Here is a 24,382-nt window from a genome sequence, read left to right as displayed (position 1 = left end):
GTGAAATGGTCTGAGCTAACTATTCATACAACAAACGAAGCAGTAGATGCGATAAGTAATATTTTGCATGAAGCTGGTGCAAGTGGGGTAGTCATTGAAGACTCGGAGGAGTTAGTGAGAGAAAGGGAAGATCGATTTGGTGAAATTTATAGCTTAAATCCAGATGATTTTCCAGTAGATGGAGTTCGTGTTAAAGCTTATTTAGCAGAAACTAGCTTTCTATTAGAAACGGTAGAAGAGATCAAGCTTGCGGTTAACAACTTACAAAACTTTAATATTGATATTGGACATAATGTTGTAACAGTTCAAGAAGTAGATGAAGAAGATTGGGCAACTGCTTGGAAAAAATATTACCATCCAGTGAAAATCTCTAATCGTTTTACAATTGTTCCAACTTGGGAAGAATATGACAGAGTAAGTACTGATGAGTTAATAATTGAACTAGACCCGGGTATGGCATTTGGAACAGGTACACATCCAACCACTGTAATGTGTCTTCAAGCGTTAGAAAAAACAGTACAACCGAACTTGAAAGTGATTGACGTAGGTACTGGTTCAGGTGTCCTTTCTATTGGCGCAGCAAAACTTGGGGCAACATCTATTCATGCACTTGATTTAGATGAAGTAGCAGTGGCTTCAGCCAAAGAGAATATAGCATTAAATCATGTAGAGCATTTGATAGAAGTGACACATGGTAATTTACTCGATAATGTGAGTGAGCAAGCAGATATCGTAATCGCAAATATTTTAGCGGAAATAATTATGACATTTACCGATGATGCATTCTCAATAGTGAAGGAAGAAGGTTTATTCATAACTTCTGGAATAATCTTTGCTAAAAAAGAAGATGTAAAAAATGCATTGCAAAAATCCGGCTTTGAAATTGAAGAAGTTATGATGATGGAAGACTGGGTTACAATCATTTCCAAAAAACCGCTTCTATAAGGAGATTGTTATGCAACGTTATTTTACGAATGAACAAATCGATGAGAATAATAATATAACCATTACTGGGGAGGACGCGCATCACATGATTCAAGTGATGCGTATGTCACCAGGTGATGAAGTATATGTCGTTGCTGAAAACAGAACATATACAATGACAATTGTAGAGGGATCTGCTAAATCTGTCTTGTTGAAAGCGGAAGAAAAGCTTGAACAAACAAACGAGATGCCGTTAAAAGTTTCGATTGTTTGTGGTCTTCCAAAAGGAGATAAATTAGAGCTAATCACCCAAAAAGCGACAGAACTCGGCATGCACACACTTTATCCATTTGCAGCAAAAAGATCGATTGTTAAATGGGATAAGCAAAAAAACGAGAAGAAAATTGCTCGTTTACAAAAAATTGCGAAAGAAGCAGCTGAACAATCTCATCGTTCCTATATCCCTAACATACATACGCCAATATCGTTCGAAGAGCTATTAGAAGTTGGCACAACATACGATGTGAAATTTGTTGCAGATGAAGAAGATGCGAAGCTGGAACACCGCCAGAAATTTGCTGAGCAATTAAAAAAGGTGCATGATAAGAAATCGATACTTATTGTATTTGGCCCAGAAGGTGGACTAGATCGTTCGGAAATAAAAAGCTTATTAGAAAATGATTTTCAACCTATTTCACTTGGACCAAGAATACTTCGAACAGAAACAGCACCGTTATACGCGCTTGCTGCAATTTCTTATGAATATGAATGAAAGAGGTGTAAGGAGATGTCATCCGTTGCATTCCATACATTAGGCTGTAAGGTTAATCATTATGAGACAGAAGCTATTTGGCAATTATTTAAAGAGAATGGCTATGAACGAACAGATTTTGAAAAACAGTCTGATGTATATGTGATCAATACATGTACAGTTACAAATACGGGCGATAAAAAAAGTCGTCAAGTCATTCGTCGTGCCATTCGTCAAAATCCGGATGCGGTTATATGCGTAACAGGGTGTTATGCACAAACGTCGCCAGCAGAAATTATGGCGATTCCAGGAGTAGATATTGTCGTTGGAACGCAAGAACGAACAAAGATGCTAGATTATATTGAACAATACAAAGTAGAGCGAAAACCGATTAACGCGGTTGGAAATATCATGAAGAATCGTGTGTATGAAGAGTTAGATGTGCCGTCCTTCACGGATCGCACCCGTGCATCTTTAAAAATCCAAGAAGGTTGTAATAACTTTTGTACTTTTTGTATAATCCCGTGGGCTCGCGGACTTATGCGTTCTCGTGATCCAGAAGAGGTTGTCCATCAAGCTCAACAACTAGTGGATGCTGGTTATTTAGAAATCGTCCTAACAGGAATCCATACTGGTGGTTACGGTGAAGATTTAAAAGATTATAATTTAGCACTGCTTTTAAGAGATATTGAATCGAACGTAAAAGGGCTTAAAAGGCTTCGTATTAGCTCGATTGAAGCTAGCCAATTATCCGATGAAGTAATTGATGTTCTGCGTGATTCGAAGATTGTTGTAAGACATCTACATATCCCTATTCAATCTGGGTCAGATACTGTACTTAAGAGAATGCGTAGAAAATACACAATGGAATTTTTCGCTAATCGATTAGATCGCTTAAGAGAAGCACTACCTGATTTAGCTATTACTTCAGATGTTATTGTTGGGTTCCCTGGTGAAACAGAAGAAGAATTTATGGAGACTTTTAATTTTATCCGTGACCAACGTTTTTCAGAGCTGCATGTTTTCCCGTATTCTAAGCGCACTGGTACGCCTGCTGCTAGAATGGAAGACCAAGTTGATGAAGAAGTAAAAAATGAGCGAGTTCACCGTCTAATCTCATTAAATGACCAATTAGCAGTAGAATATGCTTCTCGTTTTGAAGGAGAAATAGTAGAAATTATTCCAGAAGAAAAGTATAAAATGGATTCTAAGACGAATTTAGTTGAAGGATATACTGATAACTACTTAAAAGTTGTTATTCCTGGTTCAGAAGATTTAATCGGAAAGCTAGTTCGTGTCAAAATTACTAAATCCGGTTATCCATACAACGAAGGTCAATTTGTTCGAGTATTAGATCACATGGAAGAATTAGTCTAAAATAAAGTGAAGGTCAGTGAAGAGAATCTCACTGGCTTTTTTTTGTTTTTTCAATTATGATGAAGAGGTACGGACAACTTCCGAGAGGGGAATATAAATGACACAAAATATTGCTGCATTAATCGACCATACATTGTTAAAACAAAATGCTACTAAAGAACAAATTGAAAAATTATGTGAGGAAGCAAAAAAGTATACTTTTGCATCTGTATGCGTAAATCCTACTTGGGTAAAGCTAAGTGCTGAACTATTACAAGAAAGTCCAGTGAAAGTATGTACGGTAATTGGATTTCCATTAGGTGCTAGCACTTCAGAAGTAAAAGCATTCGAAACAAAAAATGCGATTGAAAATGGTGCAGATGAAATAGATATGGTTATAAATGTAGGGGCTTTAAAAGATGCTAACTTTGATTTCGTGAAAAATGATATAGAAGCAGTAGTGAATGCTGCAAAAGAAAAAGCAATTGTTAAAGTAATTTTAGAAGTTTGTTTATTAACAGATGAAGAAATTATTAAAGCAAGTGAATTATCTAAAGCAGCTGGAGCAGATTTTGTGAAAACATCCACTGGATTTTCTACTGGTGGAGCAACAGTTGAAGCCGTTAAACTTATGCGTGGAACTGTAGGTATGGACTTAGGTGTGAAGGCTTCCGGGGGAGTTCGTAGCCTAGAAGATTTACAAACAATGGTTGATGCAGGGGCTTCTAGAATTGGTGCAAGCTCTGGTGTGGACATTATGCAAGGATTAACGAGTAAATCTGATTATTAATTTAGTTGTAAGTATTGACCAAGTCGAAACTATACGATATAATTTTTTAGAACATAACACATGGTTATGTGCTTGACGTGTGTTCGGAGGGAGGGAAAAAGAGATGTCAAAAACTGTCGTTCGTAAAAACGAATCGCTTGAAGATGCTCTTCGCCGCTTCAAACGTACTGTATCTAAAAGTGGTACAATTCAAGAGGTAAGAAAGCGCGAGTTTTATGAAAAACCAAGCGTAAAACGTAAAAAGAAATCTGAAGCTGCCCGTAAACGTAAATTCTAATTAATTGAAATTTACAAAGCTTCGAAGCTGTGGTTTCTAAAACCCAAGCGTGAAACGTAAAAAGAAATCAAAAGATGCACGTTAACGTATGTGGTATTTTTATCCCAACCATCCCTACGTTCCAAACACGTACTTTATGATTAACATTTACAATTATGTAAACCGAGAAAATTTATTTTCTCGGTTTATTTTTTTTGAAACTTTTTCTGTTCTACTCCGTATAGAAGTATATACATATAGAAGAAGGGAGGTTAAAGGATGAAATTGTTTCGGTACATTATTTCTTTTTTTCTATTATTTTTAACTTTTTTCATCATGATACCTACAATGGCATCTGCCGATGCTCCAATAGTGTACAAAATACCAATTCATAAAGAAGTAGAAAAAGGATTATATGCTTTTTTGAAAAGATCGATTCATGAAGCAGAAGAAGCAGGCGCTGATGCAATTATTTTAGAGATTAATACGCCTGGAGGATTTGTAGATTCCGCTGAAAAAATAGTCAATTTACTCGATTCTACCTCGATTCGAAAAATTGCGTATATTAACTCGGAAGCGTTGTCCGCAGGTGCTTATTTAGCGCTTCATACGGATGAGATTTATATGTCACCAGGTGGGACAATAGGTGCGGCAGCTGTTATCGACAGTAGCGGAAATACTGCTGATAAGAAGGCAAATAGTGCGTGGAAAGCGAAAATGATTAATGCTGCGGAGTTAACGGGTAAAAATCCAATTTATGCTCAAGCAATGGCGGATGAGACTGTTCATCTTCCAGAGTATAGAGCACCAAGTGGTGAATTGTTAACTCTTACATCCTCTGAAGCATTGGAGGTTGGTTATTCAAACGGAACCGTAAGATCTCTAAAAGGACTGCTTGGATTAACAAATCTTACAGATGCAAAAATCGTTGAAACCGAAGAAACTTTTACAGAATTACTTGCAAGATTTATTACTAACCCGATTGTTGTACCAATCTTACTATCTATTGCTAGTCTTGGTTTAATTGTTGAATTATATTCTCCAGGGTTTGGTGTTGCAGGCACGATGGGACTTATATCTTTGGCGCTATTCTTTTTTGGACATTTGGTAGCAGGCCTTGCTGGTTATGAAGCGATTATTATTTTTGTTATCGGAGTAATATTAATAATTGCGGAATTTTACTTACCAGGAGGAATAAGTGGTATATTAGGTGCAGCAGCTATTATTTTTAGTATCATATTAGCTGGTGGTAATATTTTTCTAATGAGTATTTCTGTATTAATTGCTTTAACAGTAGCTATAGTGGGAATGGTGATCATAATGAAGTTCTTCGGAAAACAATTGAAAGTGTTAAGCAAGGTAATTTTATCGGATGCAACAACTACAGAGCAAGGGTATGTGTCGAACGAGAATAGGCTTGAGCTAATCGGAAAGATTGCCGTTACGATGACACCTCTCAGACCTGCCGGATCCATTCGTATTCATGACGAGCGTATAGACGCGGTTTCAGATGGAAGTTTTGTAGAAAGAGATAAACATGTTATCATTATAAAAGTAGAGGGTTCTCGTATAGTTGTGCGAGAAGTTTCAAAAGGGGAGGAAATAGAATGATTGATGGTACTATGATTGGATTAATTGTAATAATTGTTTTAGCGTTTATCGTGTTATCTGTATTTTTCACATTTTTTCCAATCGCATTATGGATTTCAGCACTAGCAGCAGGGGTTAAAATTAGTATCTTTACTTTAGTAGGAATGAGATTACGACGAGTAGTTCCATCTCGCATCGTAAATCCACTTATTAAAGCGCATAAAGCTGGGTTAAGCGTTTCTATCAATCAATTAGAAAGTCATTATTTGGCTGGTGGTAATGTAGACCGCGTTGTTAATGCTTTAATCGCAGCACACCGCGCAAATATTGCACTAACGTTTGAACGTGCGGCAGCAATTGATCTTGCCGGACGTGACGTATTAGAAGCAGTACAAATGTCAGTAAATCCTAAAGTTATTGAGACACCATTTATCGCGGGTGTTGCAATGAACGGGATTGAAGTGAAAGCGAAAGCTCGTATTACAGTTCGTGCCAATATCGATCGTTTAGTCGGTGGTGCTGGTGAAGAGACAATTGTTGCCCGAGTTGGGGAAGGAATTATTAGTACGATCGGTTCTAGTACAAGTCATGAGCGAGTACTTGAAAATCCGGATTTAATATCTCAAACTGTATTAGCTAAAGGATTAGATTCTGGAACTGCATTTGAAATTCTATCGATTGATATTGCGGATGTTGATATAGGTAAAAATATTGGTGCAGAACTACAAACTGAACAAGCAGAAGCAGATAAGAAAATTGCTCAAGCAAAAGCAGAAGAACGCCGTGCAATGGCTGTTGCTTCTGAACAAGAAATGAAAGCAAAAGTAGTAGAAATGCGCTCGAAAGTAGTGGAAGCAGAAGCGGAAGTGCCTTTAGCAATGGCAGAAGCACTACGTGAAGGAAATATTGGTGTAATGGATTATATGAATTACAAAAATATCCAAGCTGACACTAGCATGAGAGATTCCATTAGCAAAGTCGGAGGAGACAAACCTTCTACTGAGGAACTTAAAGACTAATAATATAGGGGAAAGGAGGTTTTCTCCTTGGAAGGTATAATATTAATAGTTATTTCGTTAATCGTCAGTACTTTATTGAAAAAGAAAAAAGCACCTGTACAAAGTCCTGTAAAAAGAGCGCAGCAAGTAAAGCCTTTCGTAGAAAATCCATTTAAAGATTTAGGAGATTTTGCAAAAGATTTTATGGAAGAGCATAAACAGCAATTGAATCGAGAGAAACCGATTGTTAAAAAAGCGCCAGTTGTGGTTGAAAAATTGGAGCGAGTGGTAAGCAGGGATCAAGGGACTCCAAGATCTTCTGGTCGATTATCAATCCATCAAGTAAATAAAGTGGAGAAGCAAGTATCTAAACCGATTATTACTCATATCTTGCCTAGTTCTCAAGATGAACTAGTAAGAGCGATTGTATTTTCGGAGATTCTTGCACCACCAAAATCGAAAAGATAACTCATGAACACCCCTTTACATGCATAAAGTCATGTAAAGGGGTGTTTTTTTGAATAAACTATTTCCACTCCATGCGAGTATTATGATTGAAAACTTTAGCGAAATTATTTTAGATTATGAAATAACGATTCTTCGATTGAAAGAAAACAATTTAGTTTGTGCTTACGATGATTTCCTTTTAGAAATTCAAGCAAATGCTTTAGAGATCAAATCACTCTCTATGGAACAACTCCGAATAGTTGTCGATGAACTCATGTATTTCAAAATTACGAGGAAGGAAAAACAGTAATGCAACAGCTTATTCAAGTAAAAGTACCAGTAAAAACGAATCAACACCTTTTATTTCAGCGTTTACTTTCAGCGAATATTGTTATTTATCAAGTGTACAGTTCAGAACAATACCTCTTTTTTTCTATAAAAAGAAAAGATTTAAAGCTTTTCCGAAAGATCAGGAGGTCATTACGGCTCTCCGTTCAATTGGAAGACAAGATGAAGGAAGGAACAATTTCTTCTCGGTCGTTTTCAATTATTGGTTTTGTATTGTTTATCATTATACCTGTGATTCTTGCGCAATTTATATGGAGTGTTCAAATTGAGTCAGATTCGCCAGAAAGCAATGTTCTTCTCTCGGAAGAACTGAAGGTATTGAACATTAAAGAAAAAATACGTTCGTCTAGTTTACCTTCCGAACAAGAAATAAGGCAGAAAATACTGCTAAAACATAAAGAATACTCATGGGTACATTTTACGAAATCGGGATCCAAATTTACTGTAACCCCCATGCTTGCTCCTATTCAGTCGGAGCGTGAGATAAAAAATGCACCACCAACGCATCTGATTGCGAAAAGAAGTGGAGTTGTTACTGACTTTGAATTAGTAAAAGGAGTAAGGGCTGTTGAAAAAAATGTCTCCGTTAACAAAGGAGATATTTTAGTAAATGGTTTTGTCACACAAGGAGATAAAAGAATTATTACAAGTGCCGAAGGGAAAGTATTTGCTAACTATTGGATTGAGCTTGAGTTTGAAATTCCACAAAAGGTTAGTTTGATGAAACCAAATGATCGAAAGCTTGTCGTTCAAAGAAAAGGGGACAAAAAAATTGAATACTGGAAGGAGATATCTCTTCCTACTCTTCTCCAAAATTATCTGGAAGCAGGATATATAAGGAATTTAAAGGAGGAATCCTATTTATTGGATAAGCAATCGATGGAAAAATTAATACGGCCGTTACTTTATCAAAAAATTATAAATGAACTTCCTGCAGGGACGCAAATACTCGAGGATAAAATTTTACAGGTGACTATTCAAAATGATAAAGTAAAAGGGAAAGTATTATTTTTGATAAATGAAAATATTGCGATTCCACAAGTTATACCCCAAGGAGACGAAGCATGAGCGAGCATACACAATTAGACCTTAATTTGAAAGACACTGCCGAAGCAGTAATGCTTCTTGGCATATCAGATAAAAATCTAAAGCTTATTGAAGAGGAACTAAAAGTACAACTGATCACTAGAGGAGAAACAATAAGGATTGCTGGAGACGAAAAAAATGTGGAAGAAGCAAAAAAGTTGATGGAGCAACTTCTTGCAGTTGTTCACAAAGGGATTAATATAAATCTCCGTGATGTTTCCTCCGCTATTGAGATGAGTATTAACGGTACGATTGAGTATTTTTCTGGGTTATACGACGAAGAAATTGCAAAAAATACAAAAGGAAAAGCGATTCGAGCTAAAACAATTGGACAACGGGAATATATACAAGGTATACGGCGATTTGATTTAGCGTTTGGTATTGGTCCAGCTGGAACGGGTAAAACGTATTTAGCTGTAGTAATGGCAACACAGGCTTTGAAAAACGCCCATGTGAAAAAAATCATTCTAACACGTCCTGCTGTTGAAGCAGGTGAAAGTCTAGGTTTTCTACCAGGAGATCTAAAAGAGAAGGTAGACCCGTATTTAAGGCCGTTATACGATGCGTTACATGATGTTTTAGGGATGGAACAAACGGAACGACTTATGGAACGTGGGACGATTGAAATTGCACCTCTCGCTTATATGAGAGGAAGGACTTTAGATGATGCGTTCGTAATATTGGATGAAGCACAAAACACAACCAAAGCGCAAATGAAAATGTTCCTTACCCGTATGGGATTTGGTTCTAAAATGGTAATCACAGGGGATAAAACTCAAATTGATTTGCCAAAAGGAGCTGAATCTGGATTAATCATCGCAGAAAAAATATTAAAAAGTGTATCGGGAATCCATTTTCAATATTTAGAACAAGGAGATGTCGTTCGCCATCCACTTGTCGCAAAAATTATACAAGCTTACGAAGAACAGCAGCCCTAATCGGTTGCTGTTTTTGTTTCTAGAGCACTCCACCGCCAATACGAGAGCACTTTCCGCCTATGCGATAGCGTTCACTGCCAATACGAGTGTACTCCGCAAAAGTTCCCTAGGGAATACTGAAGACAGTATGCACTAAATGGCACATGCTTTTTTCTTACGTAATTTTGGAATTATTTTTATATCAATCTAAAAGTAAGGTATAATGAATTTACTAGTAATAAGGGAGATGAGAGTAAAGTGAATTCTATCTTATTGAAAATGAAGCAGTGGAGCAATTATAAGCATCTCCCTTTAATTATTATTTCTATTACTGCTATTATTATGTTTTTATTGTTAATAGGGAATGTAAAGGAAAATACATACGATATTAAAGAATTTCAGTTATCTCCTGAAACCATTAGATCCGTCAAAACAATGGAAGATAGCGTCAAAACAGAACAAGAACGTGAAAAAGTAGCAGCAGAAATTCAACCTTATTATCAATTTCAAGAAGAAACCGCGGATAATCAAGCAGCGATTATTCGATCTATATTCGATAGTGTTATAGAAATCAAAAAAGAAGCGATCCCAGCAGAGGAAATGGAAAGTAGACCTAGTCAAGTCAATAAGTTAAAAAAAGAAATGGAGAAAATTGCTGATAATGCAAGTAATGTGTATTTAAGTGACGATGCTTTAACAACGCTCCTTAGCCAAAGTCCTACTATGCTAACTCAATCTAGCGAAACGATAGTTTCTTTAGTAAAAGAGACTTTAGGTGAAAGGATTCGATTAGAAAATATTCCTGAAAAGAAAAAAGAATTAGAGGAAAAAGTTAGAAAATCCTTTGATTATTCGCATTCATATATGAACGCGCTTGTGTCCATTGCTCGTTTTAGCATTGTCGAAACAGACATTGAAAATAAGGAACTAACCGAACTACGAATAGAGCAAGCCAAAGCAAGTGTTGATCCAACAAGAATTTTACAAGGGCAAATCCTCGTACAAAAAGGTGAAATCATTGATCGCGAAGTTTATAGACAACTGAAGCTTTTAGGAATGCTTACAAATAAATTTTCTTATAAACCTATCGTTGGAGTGGCATTATTTGTATTGTTAACTATGTGGGTTTTGTATGTTCAAACGATAAATGGAAAGGATAAAACGATCGAAAGTTCGAAGTCCTTACTCGTTGTTCTGTTTAGTTTATTTATATCTGTTCTTATGATGAATGTTTTACAGTTTATAGCTTATAATTTCGATGTTGTGATCGCTTTTATTTTTCCAACAGCCATTGTGTCGATGCTCGTATATCTTTTGGTAAATGAACGAATGGCTTTTATCACGACCATTATTATTGCAGCTTATGCAGGATTTATATTTCAAGAAGGTTATACCAATGTATTTCAAATGGAAATCTCGTTATATATTTTATTTGGTGGGATTTCAGGGATCTTTGCATTGCAAAGAATGCGGAATAATTCTCAAATTCTTCGTTCCAGTTTAATCGTTGCATCTGTTAACATAGTTTTTATCGTTTTTTATTTATTAATGTCAAAAACGACATATGGTTTAACAGACTTACTATTTTATTTTGGAGCAGCCATATTATCAGGTATTTTATCAGGTGCTTTAACAATCGGAATATTGCCGTTTTTTGAATCGGCATTTGGAATTCTATCTACGATGAAACTAATTGAATTATCAAATCCTAACCATCCTTTACTAAAGAAAATATTAACAGAAACACCAGGAACATATCATCATAGTGTAATGGTTGCAAACTTAGCAGAAGCCGCTTGCGAGGCAATAGGAGCTAATGGCTTGTTAGCGAGAGTTAGCTGCTATTATCATGATATTGGAAAAACGAAAAGGCCCGGCTTTTTTATTGAAAATCAAATGAATGGGTATAATCCACATGATAATTTACCTCCCGAAGCAAGTCGTGATATTATTATTGCTCATGCAATGGATGGAGCTAATATTCTACGCAAGCATAAAATGCCGAAAGAAATTGTGGATGTTGCAGAACAACATCATGGGACAAGCTTGTTGAAGTTCTTTTATTACAAAGCGAATGAACAAAATGATAAAGTAAAAGAACAAGATTTTAGGTATACTGGCCCAAAACCGCAAACAAAGGAAAATGCCATTATTTCGGTAGCGGATAGTATAGAGGCTGCAGTTCGTTCTATGAAAGAACCAAGTGCAGAAAAAGTACATGCACTAATCGAATCAATTGTTAAAGATAAGCTTCAAGATGGACAGTTCGATGAATGTGATTTATCCTTGCGTGAAATAAAGCAAATAAAAGAGAGCTTCTATACTACAATGAATGGTATTTTTCATTCAAGAATAGAGTATCCAAAATAAAAAATAAAGGTGGTACGAGAATGCTAGAAATTGATGTAATGGATGAGACAAATACATTAGCTGAACAAACGATTGAACTTGTGGGAAAAGTATTGCAATTTACAGCAGAACAGCAAAAGGTAAAAGGTGGAAGTGAAGTTAGTGTGACGTTTGTTACAAACGATGCTATTCAAGAAATCAATCGCACGTATCGAAAGAAAGATGTTCCTACCGATGTGATTTCATTTGCTATGGAAGAAATGGGTGATGGAGAGATAGAGATAAAAGATGCCGATATCCCGACGCTTTTGGGAGACATCGTTATTTCTGTAGAACGTGCGAACGAACAAGCAGAATCATATGCTCATACAGTTGAAAGAGAGCTTTGCTTTTTAGCTGTGCATGGTTTTTTACATCTCCTTGGTTACGATCACGGGACGAAAGATGAAGAAAAAATAATGTTCGGTCTACAAGAAACAATACTACAAGCTTTTGGTTTGAAACGTGAAGGCCATGGACATTCCTAAGTTTCTGAAATCGTTTAAATATGCGACTCATGGAATATTGCACGTCATAAAAAGTGAACAAAATTTCCGGTTTCATTTATTAGCCGCAATGATTGTATTGCTTGCAAGTATATTAACTGGATTATCAAGTTTTGAATGGATAATCATAATTATATTAATAAGTGGCATGTTCATGATAGAATTAGTAAATGCGTCTATTGAGCGAGTAGTAGATCTAGCATCACCCGACTTTCACCAGCTTGCTTTACATGCAAAGGATTTAGCAGCAGGTGCATGCCTCGTCTATGCAATATGTAGTGCTATTGTCGGTTTTATTATTTTTATCCCCAAATGGTGGGGAATCATATTTTAGAGGTGAAAAGATTGAATAAAGAAAAATTAATGGAAGCTTCCAAAACAGCTAGAGAGAAAGCGTATGTACCTTATTCTAAATTTCCTGTAGGAGCAGCGCTTTTAACGAAAGATGGAGAAGTTATCCATGGTTGTAATATTGAAAATGCATCATTTGGATTAACAAACTGTGCAGAACGAACAGCAGTATTCAAAGCTGTTTCAGAAGGAAAGAATAGTTTTGCTGCAATTGCTGTAGTTGCAGATACGGAAGGGCCAGTCTCTCCATGTGGCGCTTGCAGACAAGTGTTAGCGGAGTTTTGTGATGGTAATATGCCGGTCTATTTAACCAACTTAAATGGAAATGTATTAGAAACAACAGTTTCAGAACTGTTACCAGGTGCTTTTACAACGGAGGATTTAGACTATGCAACAAAATAATGCCGGTTTTAAATCAGGATTTATCTCCATTATCGGAAGACCAAACGTTGGAAAGTCAACCTTTTTAAATCGAGTTGTAGGACAAAAAATTGCGATAATGAGTGATAAACCCCAAACGACTCGTAACAAAGTGCAAGGTGTTCTAACGTTAGAAAAAAGCCAAATGATTTTTATCGACACACCTGGTATTCATATACCAAAACATAAACTTGGGGATTTCATGTTGAAAGTGGCCAAAAATACATTGCGTGAAGTGGATGTCATTATTTTCATGGTCAACGCAACAGAACCAAGAGGAAAAATTGATGAATTGATCATGGATATGCTAGAAAACAATGAGACACCTGTTTTTCTTGTCATCAATAAAATTGATCAAGTGCACCCTGATGAATTAATTAATATTATCAATTCCTACAAAACCAAATATGACTTTGCTGAAATAATTCCTATCTCAGCGCTTCAAGGAAACAATGTAGATAGATTACTCGAAACGATTCAAAAGTATTTACCGGAAGGTCCACAATATTATCCAGCAGATCAAGTGACAGACCATCCAGAACGTTTCATCATTTCGGAGTTAATCCGAGAAAAAGTACTCCATTTGACACGTGAAGAAATTCCGCATTCAATAGCGGTAATCATTGATAAAATTAAAAAAGAAGAAGATACCGAGAAAGACATGATCCGAGTGATGGCAACAATTGTAGTAGAAAGAGATTCCCAAAAAGGAATTGTAATTGGGAAAAAAGGAGCTTTGCTGAAAGAAGTTGGAATCAGAGCCCGCCAAGATATTGAAATGCTACTTGGAACGAAAGTTTTCTTGGAGTTATGGGTAAAAGTGCAAAAAGATTGGCGCAATAAATCCGCTCAATTAAGAGATTACGGATTTAGAGATGACGAATATTAAGAAATTCGAAAACGCTGAGGTTTGCACAGATGATAAAGAAGGAAGGGAAGGCGATTGCTCCAAAAAGTAGAGGGAATAGTCTTGCGAGCTTCTTCATATGGGGAAACGGATAAGATTGTGACCATTTTTTCTAGAGAACTTGGAAAAAGAGCAGCAATGGCTCGTGGAGCGAAAAAGCCCACGAGTCGTTTAGCCTCCATTTCGCAGCCGTTTACATACGCCTATTTTTTAGTGCAACAAGGGAGAGGTATGGGTACTCTTCAACAAGGAGAAATCATTGATTCTATGCGGTCGATTCGTGAAGATATTTTCACTACTGCTTATGCTAGCTTTATTATGGAATTAGTAGATAAGCTAATCGATGATGAATCTCCGAAACCCCATCTATTTACAATCTTACAACAGGCACTTCAAGCCATTTCGGAAGACTATGACCCGGAAGCAATTAGCCTATTTGTTGAATGGAAACTGCTACCTACTGCTGGAATTTATCCCGTATTACACCAATGTGTAAATTGTGGGGCAACAGATGGCGAGTTTGCATTTTCCTTTGCTCAAATTGGATTTTTATGTCATCGATGTTTCTCGATAGATCGATACTTGATAAGACTGACACCAGCACAAGTCAAACTTATTCGTACTTTTTATACAGTACCGATCGATCAAGTTGGAAAGCTGACACTAAAAAAAGAAACAAAGGGTTTTATTAAAAAAATTGTTCGTACGATTTATAGCGAGCAAGTTGGTTTACGCTTAAAGTCACAAGGGTTCCTTGACCAAATGGAGAAAACGCCAGAATTTTATACACCAAAAAACGATCCAAGTGTAGAAGAGTAATTCTTCTTGCTTGGATCTTTTTTCATGGAGTGAAACGGAAGAATAGGAACTCCCTTATAGTAGGCCGCCATGTGCTCGATTTCATACGCCCCTAAAGAAGGGTTATGTGCTCCTAACCCAGTCCTATAAGCCCCTACTGAGAAGCTATATGACCCTACAAAATCCCTCCGCCCCTAAAGAGATGCTATGTGCCCCTAAACCTGTCCTATAAGCCCCTACCGAGAAGTTATATGCCTCTAGAAATTCCATGCGCTTAGAGAAAATACCGTAAGCTACAGGGTGTCATTTGTCTAAGTTTCTCCAAATTCAAACAAAAATCCTGATCAGACTTTTGTCTGATCAGGATTAATTAACCTAAAATTGTAATTGACTTTCGATATATGCTTTAACATCAGCAATTGGCATTCTTGTTTGTTCCATAGAATCACGGTGACGAACTGTTACTTGATTATCCGTTTCTGAATCGAAATCGTATGTGATACAGAATGGAGTACCAATTTCATCTTGACGACGATAACGTTTACCAATTGATTGAGATTCATCATAGTCTACCATGAAGTGTTTGCTTAGTTCTGAGAACAACGAGGAAGCACCTTCTGATAACTTTTTCGATAAAGGTAAAATTGCTGCCTTAACAGGAGCCAAAGCAGGGTGGAAACGTAGCACTGTACGAGTATCGTCACCTTCTAATTGCTCTTCATCATAAGCTTCACAAAGGAATGCAAGGGTTACACGGTCAGCTCCTAAAGATGGCTCGATGCAATAAGGCACATATCGTTCATTCGTAATTGGATCGATATAGTTAAAGTCTTCTCCTGAATGCTCCATATGTTGTTTCAAGTCAAAGTCTGTTCTATCAGCAATTCCCCAAAGCTCTCCCCAACCAAATGGGAATTTGTATTCGATATCTGTTGTTGCATTAGAGTAATGAGAAAGTTCATCTTCAGAATGATCGCGTAAACGAATACTATCTTCGGCTACCCCTAGGTTTAATAACCATTCTTTACAATAGTTACGCCAGAATTCAAACCATTCCATATCCTCACCTGGCTTACAGAAAAATTCTAATTCCATTTGTTCGAATTCTCTTGTACGGAATGTGAAGTTACCAGGAGTAATTTCGTTACGGAAACTTTTTCCTACTTGCGCAATTCCGAAAGGCATTTTTTTGCGCATCGAACGCTGCACATTTTTGTAGTTTACAAATATTCCTTGTGCCGTTTCAGGACGCAAAAAGATTTCATTAGTAGATGCTTCGGTCACGCCTTGGAATGTTTTAAACATAAGGTTGAACTGGCGAATTTCTGTGTAATCAAAAGCGCCACATGATGGACATATAACATCGTGTTCTTTCATAATCTCTTCCATTTTTTCGAATGAAAGACCATCAATAACCATTTCAATTCCTTTTTTATCAAGTGCATCTTCGATAATTTTATCGACGCGATGACGAGATTTACACTTTTTGCAGTCAATCATAGGATCGTTAAAGTTTCCGATATGACCAGAAGCAACCCAAGTTTTTGGATTCATTAATATTGCAGCGTCCAAACCGACATTATAAGGAGATTCTTGCACAAACTTTTTCCACCAAGCTTTTTTAACATTGTTTTTTAGCTCTACACCAAGGGGACCGTAATCCCAAGTGTTTGCCAGACCACCATAAATTTCAGAACCTGGGAAGACAAATCCTCTTTGTTTTGCCAAACTAACTACTTTTTCCATTGAAATTGTCATACGTAGACCTCCATTTTTTGTATGCTTTTAAAGATGAGCAATAAAAAAAACTCATCTCCGGGCAAATTTAGCCCGGGGACGAGTTATATACCCGCGGTTCCACCCCGATTGATTGTTCAACACAATCCTCTTTAAAAGCATAAGCTCAGAGTTGCCGTTTCCTGTATCGTGGACTTTCACTATCACCACTCGCTTATTTTACAGTACTTATAATCCTCTTCAACGCTTTATTATTTGTTGCTATTGTAACATGAGCCTGTTTACTTAGCAATATTAGGTCGACAGCGCTTGAAGTTAAATATTTTAAAAATTGCCTTCCTGCGCAAGCTCGTCGCAGAAAAAGAAGTGCTACTGCGGCTACTCGTTTAAAGTCTTTCAGTGAACTCTAATTAGTCTCGCTTTCGGATGAATTGGTCTCGGGTGTAACGTAATTGGTCTCGATTCAGGTTAAACTGGTCTTGGGTGTAACGTAATTGGTCTCGAAGTGCCATAAAGTGTAAATAAATACACATGGTTAAGCGACTCTTGATTCCTAAAAGCATTTGCAATTAGTACTAAGGTCTGAAAAAGTGTCATTCAATAAATTTGCTTCTAAATAGTTGCTCCTTCGCAAGCTCGTCTCAAATAAATTTACCGCCGCGTTAAAATCTTTTAGTAGTCACTTCACGCCACGAAATTCCTCCGTAATAGTGTAGCCGATGTTTCGTCCAAAGCAATCCAGAAATAGTAATGACAAGTTGCTCGTAAAAGGACGCTTGCACTTTTCTTATTTTGATAGTGGTATTATTATGTGCTACAATAATTGAGTATTAAGTATAACACTTTGAGGCGGTGAGTCCGATCGAACTCAACAAACGGCAAAACGAGATTTTGGACATTGTAAAAGGAAACGGCCCCATTACAGGAGAACAAATTGCAGAACGACTACATTTAACGCGGTCTACGTTAAGACCCGATCTTGCAATTTTAACAATGGCTGGATTTCTAGATGCTCGTCCGCGAGTTGGTTATTTTTATTCCGGAAAGAAAACAAGTCAATCTATTTCAGATAATATTGCTCAAATGCGTGTAAAAAACTTTCAGTCTATACCAGTTGTTGTAGAGGAAAGCATGACTGTTTATGATGCTATATGCCACATGTTTTTAGAAGATGTAGGATCATTATTTGTAGTTGATAAAACATCATTGTTATCTGGAGTGCTTTCGAGAAAAGATTTTCTACGAACGAGTATTGGAAATCAAGATTTAAATAAAATTCCAGTACATATGATTATGACTAGAATGCCAAATATCACGTACTGTTTGAAAGAAGATACGATTATAGATGTCGCAAATAAATTAATGAGTCGACAAATTGATTCATTACCTGTAGTAAAGATACGAAAAGATGGTTTAGAGGTAGTTGGAAGAATAACGAAAACGAATATAACACGTGCTTTCCTATCATTAGCCGATGACCACGATTTGTGAGGGGGAAAACTATGAAAATGCTTAACCTATTTATCGTCTCAGATTCGATTGGAGAAACTGGGGAATTAGTGGCAAAAGCGGCAATAAGTCAATTTAGACCTGGTCTTCAGAATACAAAATTGAAAAGATTTACACATATTGATTCGTTAGATCATATAAAAGAAATTACGGAACTTGCGAAAGAACAAAATGCTATTATTTTGTATACACTTGTTCAAACAAATATGAGGGATGCACTGATAGAGTGCTGTAAACAATATCACTTAGAATCCGTAGATTTAATCGGTCCTGTACTTAACTTATTGGAGAACAGTTTGGGAGAAAAACCATTTGAAGAACCTGGATTAGTGCGTAAATTGGATGAAGACTATTTCAAAAAAATAGAAGCCATAGAATTTGCGGTAAAGTACGATGATGGGAGAGATCCAAGGGGATTGCTACAGGCTGATATTGTTTTAATTGGCGTTTCTAGAACATCCAAGACACCATTATCCCAATATTTAGCGAACAAAAGATATAAAGTTGCAAATGTGCCACTTGTTCCAGAAGTAGAGCCGCCGGAAGAACTTTTTCAAATTGATCCAGCAAAATGCTTTGGTCTTGTTATTACACCGGAAAAGCTCAATTTTATTCGAAAAGAAAGATTAATAGCAATTGGTTTAAATGATGATGCTAGTTATGCTAAGATAGAACGGATAAATGATGAAATAAAACACTTTGATAAAGTTGTTCAAAGAATCGGTTGTCGAGTAATTGATGTGACAAATAGAGCTGTAGAAGAGACGGCGAATGAAGTTATTAATCATATCTTTAAAAATAATTAAAAGAAAAAGAGCCGATTCACAATTGTGAAAAGGTTTTTTTGTATTGTCTATCGAATAAAGTAATAGATTAATAAAATGAAATGATTTATAATTATTATTTGTGGAAAAAAGAATATTTTATCTATGAAACTTTTTTTATGAATTATTTTGTCGATTCTTGCAGGAATTTTATTAATTCTCTCGAATTAAATCAAATAGCAAGTAAAGATGGTGAAATAATGACGAATCGTATAGAAGAAGAACTTATCGAACAAGTTAGAAATAACAATGATATCGTCGATTTAGTTAGCGAATATGTTCAACTTACGAAAAGAGGGAGAAATTATTTTGGTTTATGCCCTTTCCATGGGGAACAAACACCATCTTTTTCAGTAACGCAAGAAAAACAAATTTTCCATTGTTTTGGTTGTGGTGCTGGAGGAAATGTTATTACCTTTTTAATGGATATCGAAAATCTTTCATTCCACGATGCGGTAAGTAAACTTGGAAATCGTATAGGATTAACGATAGAAGAAAGTTCCTCAAATAGTTCAGAAGTAATAACACCCATCTCTAAAGAAGTAGTCATTATGAAAAAAGCACATGAATTTGCAAGTGAATACTTTCATCACTTACTGCTTCATACAGAAGAAGGGGAAAATGCATTAAATTACTTAGAGGAAAGAGGGTTTTCAAAAGAAATCATTGAAAAGTACAAAATTGGCTGGTCCCTACAAAAGTGGGATGCACTTACAACGTTATTAGAGCGAAAAGGTATGGATTTAAAAGAAATTGAGAAAACTGGGCTCATTATCCGAAAAGAAAATGAATTGAAGTATTTTGATCGTTTTAGAGGGAGAATAATGTTTCCTGTTTTCGATGAAAGCGGTCATGTTATTGCATTTTCCGGGAGAATTATAAATAAATCCGAAAATGAGGCAAAATATTTAAATAGTCCAGAGTCGCCAATTTTTCAAAAAAGCCAAGTACTTTATAACTTAGATAAAGCTCGACCTGATATTAGAAAGCAACGCAATGTAGTCGTTTTTGAAGGCTTTTTGGATGTTATAGCGGCAGCAAAAGCGGGTATAATTAATGGTGTTGCAACAATGGGTACAGCATTGACGTCTCAACATATAACAAAACTAAACAGATTAACATCCAATGTTACGCTTTGTTATGACGGGGATAAGGCTGGTATGGAAGCGGCTAAAAGAGCCTCAACGTCTCTCCAAGCTCAAAATATTCAAACGGAGATAGCTATTATTCCAGATGCTATGGATCCAGATGATTATATAAAGAATTTTGGTGAAGAGGCATTTCGAACGAAAATTATTGAAAAACCGCATTCCTATCTATCTTTTATGATGATTGTTTTAAAAAGAGACAAGAACTTTAATAATGAAAATGATACTTTGCAGTATATTCAAGAAATATTGGAAATACTGAGTGAAAGAAACTCTTCCGTAGAGCGCGATTTATATATTCGACAAATTTCGCAGGAAACGAATGTTTCAGAGGAAGCAATCTATCAGCATTTAAGGAAACTTCAAGGAAAAAAAGCAAAGCAATCGAAAAACCAATCTATAGCTCCTCTTCAAATAAATACAGAATTGAAAAAAAAGAAACGAACTTTAACAGCGGATGAAAGAGCAGAAAGGATTTTACTTTCCCATATGCTCCACAATCCTCAAGTAATTGATATTGCTAGAAATATTTCTGGTGAACAATTTTTTATAAGAGATGCTTATGAAGCTGCTTATGTAAGACTAATGGGTTTTTATGAAGAATATCCAGATGGAGATTTCCAACGCTTCTTAGAAGTAATCAATGATATAGAACTGAAGAAAATAGTTATGGAAGCAGCGCTCTCAGAACGTGATCCAGATCATGAAACAGAGGAAGTCATGGACTGTTTGCGCCATATTAGAAAATACCGGGTAGAACAGCAAATTGAACAAAAATTACACGAAGCAAAAGAAGCGGAGAAAATGACTGATATGGTAAAGGCTCTACAGCTTGCTCAAGAGGCGATACAGTTAAAAAAATCTTTAGCAACTTTTGAGAAATAATCCGGTATCAAAAGGAGGAATTCTTATGGCGGACAAGTCCGAACGTACAAAAGAAACTGAAATCGAAGTATCATTAGAAGAAGCAAAAAAACAATTGATTGAACTAGGGAAAAAAAATGGTGAGTTAACTTACCATGATATAGCCGAAAAACTTGCTCATTTTGAGTTAGAGTCTGATCAGATAGAAGAGTTCATTGATCATTTGGAAGGTAAAGAAATTGAACTGAGCCGAAAAGATGGGGATGAAGAGGATTTAGATCGTTTAATGAAAGGGAAAGAAGAAACTTTTGATTTAAATGATTTAAGTGTACCACCAGGTGTTAAAATAAACGATCCAGTTCGTATGTACTTAAAAGAAATTGGTCGGGTTGACTTATTAAAAGCATCGGAAGAAATCGCACTAGCTGAACGAATTGAAAAAGGAGATGAAGAAGCTAGAAAACGTCTAGCGGAAGCAAACCTTCGATTAGTAGTGAGTATTGCGAAGCGTTATGTAGGACGCGGTATGTTGTTTTTAGATTTAATTCAAGAAGGAAATATGGGGCTTATTAAAGCTGTTGAAAAGTTTGACCATCGTAAAGGGTTCAAATTCAGTACGTACGCGACTTGGTGGATTAGACAAGCGATTACGCGTGCGATAGCGGATCAAGCGAGAACAATCCGTATTCCGGTGCATATGGTCGAAACAATCAATAAGTTAATAAGAGTTCAACGTCAATTGCTTCAAGATTTAGGCCGAGAACCATCTCCTGAGGAAATAGGAGAAGAGATGGACTTGCCGCAGGAAAAGGTTCGTGAGATTTTAAAAATTGCACAAGAGCCAGTTTCTTTGGAAACACCAATCGGAGAAGAGGATGATTCGCATTTAGGTGATTTTATCGAAGATGCAGATGCACAATCTCCATCCGACCATGCTGCTTATGAACTTTTAAAAGAGCAATTAGAAGACGTTTTGGATACCTTAACAGACCGTGAAGAAAATGTATTACGTTTACGTTTTGGTTTAGATGATGGGCGTACAAGAACATTGGAAGAAGTCGGGAAAGTGTTCGGCGTAACCCGTGAACGTATTCGTCAAATCGAAGCGAAGGCACTTCGAAAACTTCGCCATCCTTCTAGAAGCAAACGTTTAAAAGACTTCTTAGAATAATGATAAGTCATCCTTATATGAAGGATTTCTCAGGCTGTAGGAAAACTCTAAAATTGAGTTTTCCTACAGTCTTTTTTTGAAAGTAAGATAAAACGAGTCTGGACAAAGACACTCGCTTTCCGAGTAGCCTCCTCCATTGCTTGAGCTTTAGGTCCAATAAATAAGAAAATCGTTGATATGGCTCTCTCTCCGTGGGTATTGCATTTGCCTCCTCACTTATCTAAGGGGTCTTGGACTAACGGTATTCCAGCAGGAGTGTTGCCTTTTTCAATGTTTTTATATTCACGAAACCTTTTGTTTTCAACCTGAGACATCCTTGATGGAAGGATGTCTTTTTTCTATTACTACAAAATGTTATACTATTGACAATTGCAACATGAAATGAGGATGAGTAATGTCACTTCAGCGTAAGCAAATAATACTAAATGAAATAGCTTTTTGGAAGAAAAACAAGCTGCTACCCGAACACTACTGTGATTTCCTAATAGCCTTATACGCACAAGGTGAAAATACAGGAATGGAAGAGAAAGAAAATTCATCAAAAGCGCTTTTAGCGAAAGATAGAAAAAGCAATACCATCTTATTTACGATACTTGGAGTAATTACATCCATTTTGTTGGCATCACTCCTATTTATGACTACTATTGTATTCCTTCCAATTATAGTTTCAGGAATAACAATTATCGTATTTTTATACATAGCTATTAAATTAGTAAAAAATAAATCAATTTTCGCACCTTTATTAATGGTGTGTTCAGCTCTTTTATTGTTAGCAGTTTCTTTTAAAGTTTGGGAAGTTTATTTTATGAATTATCCATCGGTATTAATTTGCTTAATCATAGGAAACTGTTCTATTTGGCTAATTTCTGGTTTACTCCAAAAGTTAGTTTATTTTAGTATTTCTGGCATCGTTGGTATTACGTTTACCGTATTTTATTTGTTTTATTTTTATCTATAGAGCTATTATTCTTCCATTATTATTAATGCCATATGTTATATTTATAACTGTGATTTTACTTACTTTTTAGTATAATAAGAATGTAAGCGTTTTTTTAATAAAGGGGATGGAAGAAATGAATTTTGATTTAACACAAGAACAGCAAATGATTCGTAAAATGATTCGTGAATTTGCGGATGAGGTTGTAGCTCCTGGTGCAATTGAGCGCGACAAAACAAAAGCGTTTCCAAAAGAAATCTTCAAACAGTTAGCTGACATGGGGATGATGGGCTTACTGTTTGCAGAGGAATATGGTGGAGCAGGAGCTGACACTATCAGTTTCGCAATTGTGACGGAGGAGTTAAGTCGTGCATGTGCATCGACTGGTATTACTTACTCTGCGCATATTTCACTTGGTGGAGCACCACTTAATTTATTTGGAACAGAAGAGCAAAAACAAAAATATTTAGTTCCAATATGTACTGGTGAATCGTTTGGAGCATTTGGACTAACAGAACCTAACGCAGGATCCGATGCAGGAGGAACACAAACTACTGCAAAAGAAGATGGCGATGACTTTTTAATAAATGGAAATAAAGCATTTATAACAAATGCCAGCTATGCAAAACATTTGGCGTTAACTGCAATCACAGATGTGAAAGATGGACAGAAACAGATCTCTGCGATTATTGTACCAACTGATGCAGAAGGTTTTACAGTAATTGATAATTACGAGAAAATGGGATTAAACGCTTCAAACACCACTGAATTAGTACTTGAAAACGTTCGAGTTTCTCAGGAAAACTTACTTGGTAAGCGAGGAAATGGTTTTAAACAATTCTTAGTAACCCTTGATGGAGGCCGAATTGGTATTGGTGCGATGGCAGTTGGTATAGCGCAAGCTGCTTTTGACCGTGCACTACGTTATTCGAAAGAGAGAAAACAGTTTGGTAAATCTCTATCCGAGTTTCAAATAACTCAATTTAAATTAGCTGATATGGCAATGAAAATCGAATTAGCTCGAAACATGGTGCATAAAGCTGCTTGGTTGAAGGATCAAGGACGTGCATTCGGTAAAGAGGCTTCAATGTGTAAATTATATGCATCGGAAATTGCCATGGAAGTTGCGGACCAAGCGGTTCAAATTCATGGTGGTTACGGTTATATGAAAGAATATGAAGTAGAACGTTTTATGAGGGATGCAAAGCTTTTAGAAATAGGTGAAGGCACTTCCGAAGTACAACGGATGGTTATTGCAAGACATATTGGATGTTAAGCGAATTTATGTCTAAATTGTCACAATGTAAGAAAACCTTTCTTTAGGACTTTTCGTTTTCACTAGAATGCAGTACAATATTA

24 protein-coding genes are annotated in these 24,382 nt (G+C 36.3%); 23 read left to right on the top strand and 1 reads right to left on the bottom strand.

Features of this window, described 5'->3' with window-relative positions; translation table 11 throughout:
* The 17 genes from prmA (at nucleotide 1) to recO (ending at nucleotide 14,854) form a co-directional block, all read left to right on the top strand.
* Nucleotides 1–945: a 50S ribosomal protein L11 methyltransferase gene (prmA, locus tag ACEPXG_RS10765; protein WP_391201980.1), complete on the top strand. Its 945-nt coding sequence runs from the start codon at nucleotides 1–3 to the stop codon at nucleotides 943–945.
* A 10-nt stretch (nucleotides 946–955) separates the two neighbouring features.
* Nucleotides 956–1,696 carry a 16S rRNA (uracil(1498)-N(3))-methyltransferase gene (locus ACEPXG_RS10760; protein ID WP_391201977.1) on the top strand — a complete coding sequence of 247 codons (741 nt, stop codon included), beginning with the start codon at nucleotides 956–958 and terminating at the stop codon, nucleotides 1,694–1,696.
* Nucleotides 1,697–1,711: 15 nt separating this feature from the next.
* Nucleotides 1,712–3,052, top strand: a complete 1,341-nt coding sequence (gene mtaB, locus ACEPXG_RS10755; RefSeq protein WP_391201974.1) for a tRNA (N(6)-L-threonylcarbamoyladenosine(37)-C(2))-methylthiotransferase MtaB — start codon at nucleotides 1,712–1,714, stop codon at nucleotides 3,050–3,052.
* A 97-nt stretch (nucleotides 3,053–3,149) separates the two neighbouring features.
* On the top strand, nucleotides 3,150–3,821 hold the full coding sequence (gene deoC / locus ACEPXG_RS10750) for a deoxyribose-phosphate aldolase (RefSeq protein ID WP_391201972.1): 672 nt from the start codon (nucleotides 3,150–3,152) through the stop codon (nucleotides 3,819–3,821).
* 103 nt (nucleotides 3,822–3,924) lie between these two features.
* Nucleotides 3,925–4,098 (top strand): 30S ribosomal protein S21, encoded by a 174-nt coding sequence (gene rpsU / locus ACEPXG_RS10745; RefSeq protein WP_016426884.1) that lies wholly within the window; start codon nucleotides 3,925–3,927, stop codon nucleotides 4,096–4,098.
* 258 nt (nucleotides 4,099–4,356) lie between these two features.
* Entirely contained in the window at nucleotides 4,357–5,688 is a 1,332-nt protein-coding gene (locus ACEPXG_RS10740) for an NfeD family protein (protein ID WP_391201969.1), read from the top strand.
* Nucleotides 5,689–5,699: 11 nt separating this feature from the next.
* Nucleotides 5,700–6,686: a flotillin-like protein FloA gene (gene floA, locus ACEPXG_RS10735; protein ID WP_391123193.1), complete on the top strand. Its 987-nt coding sequence runs from the start codon at nucleotides 5,700–5,702 to the stop codon at nucleotides 6,684–6,686.
* Nucleotides 6,687–6,713: 27 nt separating this feature from the next.
* Nucleotides 6,714–7,133, top strand: coding sequence for a hypothetical protein (locus ACEPXG_RS10730; protein ID WP_391201966.1), 420 nt, complete (start codon nucleotides 6,714–6,716; stop codon nucleotides 7,131–7,133).
* Nucleotides 7,134–7,182: 49 nt separating this feature from the next.
* Nucleotides 7,183–7,422, top strand: coding sequence for a hypothetical protein (locus tag ACEPXG_RS10725; protein WP_151700391.1), 240 nt, complete (start codon nucleotides 7,183–7,185; stop codon nucleotides 7,420–7,422).
* A complete protein-coding gene (locus ACEPXG_RS10720) occupies nucleotides 7,422–8,528 on the top strand; it encodes a sporulation protein YqfD (RefSeq protein ID WP_391201963.1) in 1,107 nt (368 codons plus the stop codon). Before ACEPXG_RS10725 ends, ACEPXG_RS10720 begins: the two co-directional genes overlap by 1 nt.
* Nucleotides 8,525–9,484 (top strand): PhoH family protein, encoded by a 960-nt coding sequence (locus ACEPXG_RS10715; RefSeq protein ID WP_391116101.1) that lies wholly within the window; start codon nucleotides 8,525–8,527, stop codon nucleotides 9,482–9,484. The genes ACEPXG_RS10720 and ACEPXG_RS10715 overlap by 4 nt, the downstream gene beginning before the upstream one ends.
* 237 nt (nucleotides 9,485–9,721) lie before the next feature.
* Complete coding sequence (locus ACEPXG_RS10710; RefSeq protein WP_391201960.1) at nucleotides 9,722–11,833, top strand: HD family phosphohydrolase; 2,112 nt, start codon at nucleotides 9,722–9,724, stop codon at nucleotides 11,831–11,833.
* Between the two features lie 20 nt (nucleotides 11,834–11,853).
* Nucleotides 11,854–12,339 carry an rRNA maturation RNase YbeY gene (gene ybeY, locus ACEPXG_RS10705; RefSeq protein ID WP_391201957.1) on the top strand — a complete coding sequence of 162 codons (486 nt, stop codon included), beginning with the start codon at nucleotides 11,854–11,856 and terminating at the stop codon, nucleotides 12,337–12,339.
* The gene (locus ACEPXG_RS10700; protein WP_391201954.1) at nucleotides 12,326–12,691 is read left to right on the top strand and encodes a diacylglycerol kinase family protein; all 366 of its coding nucleotides are present in this window, start codon (nucleotides 12,326–12,328) and stop codon (nucleotides 12,689–12,691) included. Before ybeY ends, ACEPXG_RS10700 begins: the two co-directional genes overlap by 14 nt.
* A gap of 11 nt (nucleotides 12,692–12,702) precedes the next feature.
* Nucleotides 12,703–13,110 (top strand): cytidine deaminase, encoded by a 408-nt coding sequence (locus ACEPXG_RS10695; protein ID WP_151700385.1) that lies wholly within the window; start codon nucleotides 12,703–12,705, stop codon nucleotides 13,108–13,110.
* Nucleotides 13,097–14,017, top strand: a complete 921-nt coding sequence (era, locus tag ACEPXG_RS10690; protein WP_391201950.1) for a GTPase Era — start codon at nucleotides 13,097–13,099, stop codon at nucleotides 14,015–14,017. Before ACEPXG_RS10695 ends, era begins: the two co-directional genes overlap by 14 nt.
* A gap of 54 nt (nucleotides 14,018–14,071) precedes the next feature.
* Complete coding sequence (gene recO / locus ACEPXG_RS10685; RefSeq protein WP_391201947.1) at nucleotides 14,072–14,854, top strand: DNA repair protein RecO; 783 nt, start codon at nucleotides 14,072–14,074, stop codon at nucleotides 14,852–14,854.
* A 354-nt stretch (nucleotides 14,855–15,208) separates the two neighbouring features.
* Here the strand turns inward: recO and ACEPXG_RS10680 are convergent, their stop codons facing one another.
* The gene (locus ACEPXG_RS10680; RefSeq protein WP_391201944.1) at nucleotides 15,209–16,591 is read right to left on the bottom strand and encodes a glycine--tRNA ligase; all 1,383 of its coding nucleotides are present in this window, start codon (nucleotides 16,589–16,591) and stop codon (nucleotides 15,209–15,211) included.
* 831 nt (nucleotides 16,592–17,422) lie between these two features.
* On the opposite strand from ACEPXG_RS10680, the gene ACEPXG_RS10675 reads away from it, so the two are divergent.
* The 6 genes from ACEPXG_RS10675 to ACEPXG_RS10650 all read left to right on the top strand — a co-directional run bounded on the left by ACEPXG_RS10675 (nucleotide 17,423) and on the right by ACEPXG_RS10650 (nucleotide 24,299).
* Entirely contained in the window at nucleotides 17,423–18,061 is a 639-nt protein-coding gene (locus ACEPXG_RS10675) for a helix-turn-helix transcriptional regulator (RefSeq protein ID WP_391201941.1), read from the top strand.
* Between the two features lie 11 nt (nucleotides 18,062–18,072).
* Nucleotides 18,073–18,885, top strand: coding sequence for a pyruvate, water dikinase regulatory protein (locus ACEPXG_RS10670; protein WP_391201938.1), 813 nt, complete (start codon nucleotides 18,073–18,075; stop codon nucleotides 18,883–18,885).
* Between the two features lie 218 nt (nucleotides 18,886–19,103).
* Nucleotides 19,104–20,936, top strand: coding sequence for a DNA primase (dnaG, locus tag ACEPXG_RS10665; protein ID WP_391201936.1), 1,833 nt, complete (start codon nucleotides 19,104–19,106; stop codon nucleotides 20,934–20,936).
* Between the two features lie 25 nt (nucleotides 20,937–20,961).
* A complete protein-coding gene (gene rpoD, locus ACEPXG_RS10660; RefSeq protein WP_151700378.1) occupies nucleotides 20,962–22,086 on the top strand; it encodes an RNA polymerase sigma factor RpoD in 1,125 nt (374 codons plus the stop codon).
* A 394-nt stretch (nucleotides 22,087–22,480) separates the two neighbouring features.
* On the top strand, nucleotides 22,481–23,044 hold the full coding sequence (locus ACEPXG_RS10655; protein WP_391201933.1) for a hypothetical protein: 564 nt from the start codon (nucleotides 22,481–22,483) through the stop codon (nucleotides 23,042–23,044).
* A 115-nt stretch (nucleotides 23,045–23,159) separates the two neighbouring features.
* Nucleotides 23,160–24,299, top strand: a complete 1,140-nt coding sequence (locus ACEPXG_RS10650) for an acyl-CoA dehydrogenase family protein (protein WP_391201930.1) — start codon at nucleotides 23,160–23,162, stop codon at nucleotides 24,297–24,299.
* Nucleotides 24,300–24,382 lie beyond the last annotated feature (83 nt).

Origin of the sequence: Psychrobacillus sp. L4 (assembly GCF_042944905.1) — a bacterium.
Lineage (GTDB): Bacteria > Bacillota > Bacilli > Bacillales_A > Planococcaceae > Psychrobacillus.
This window is presented reverse-complemented; position numbering and strand designations above follow the sequence as displayed.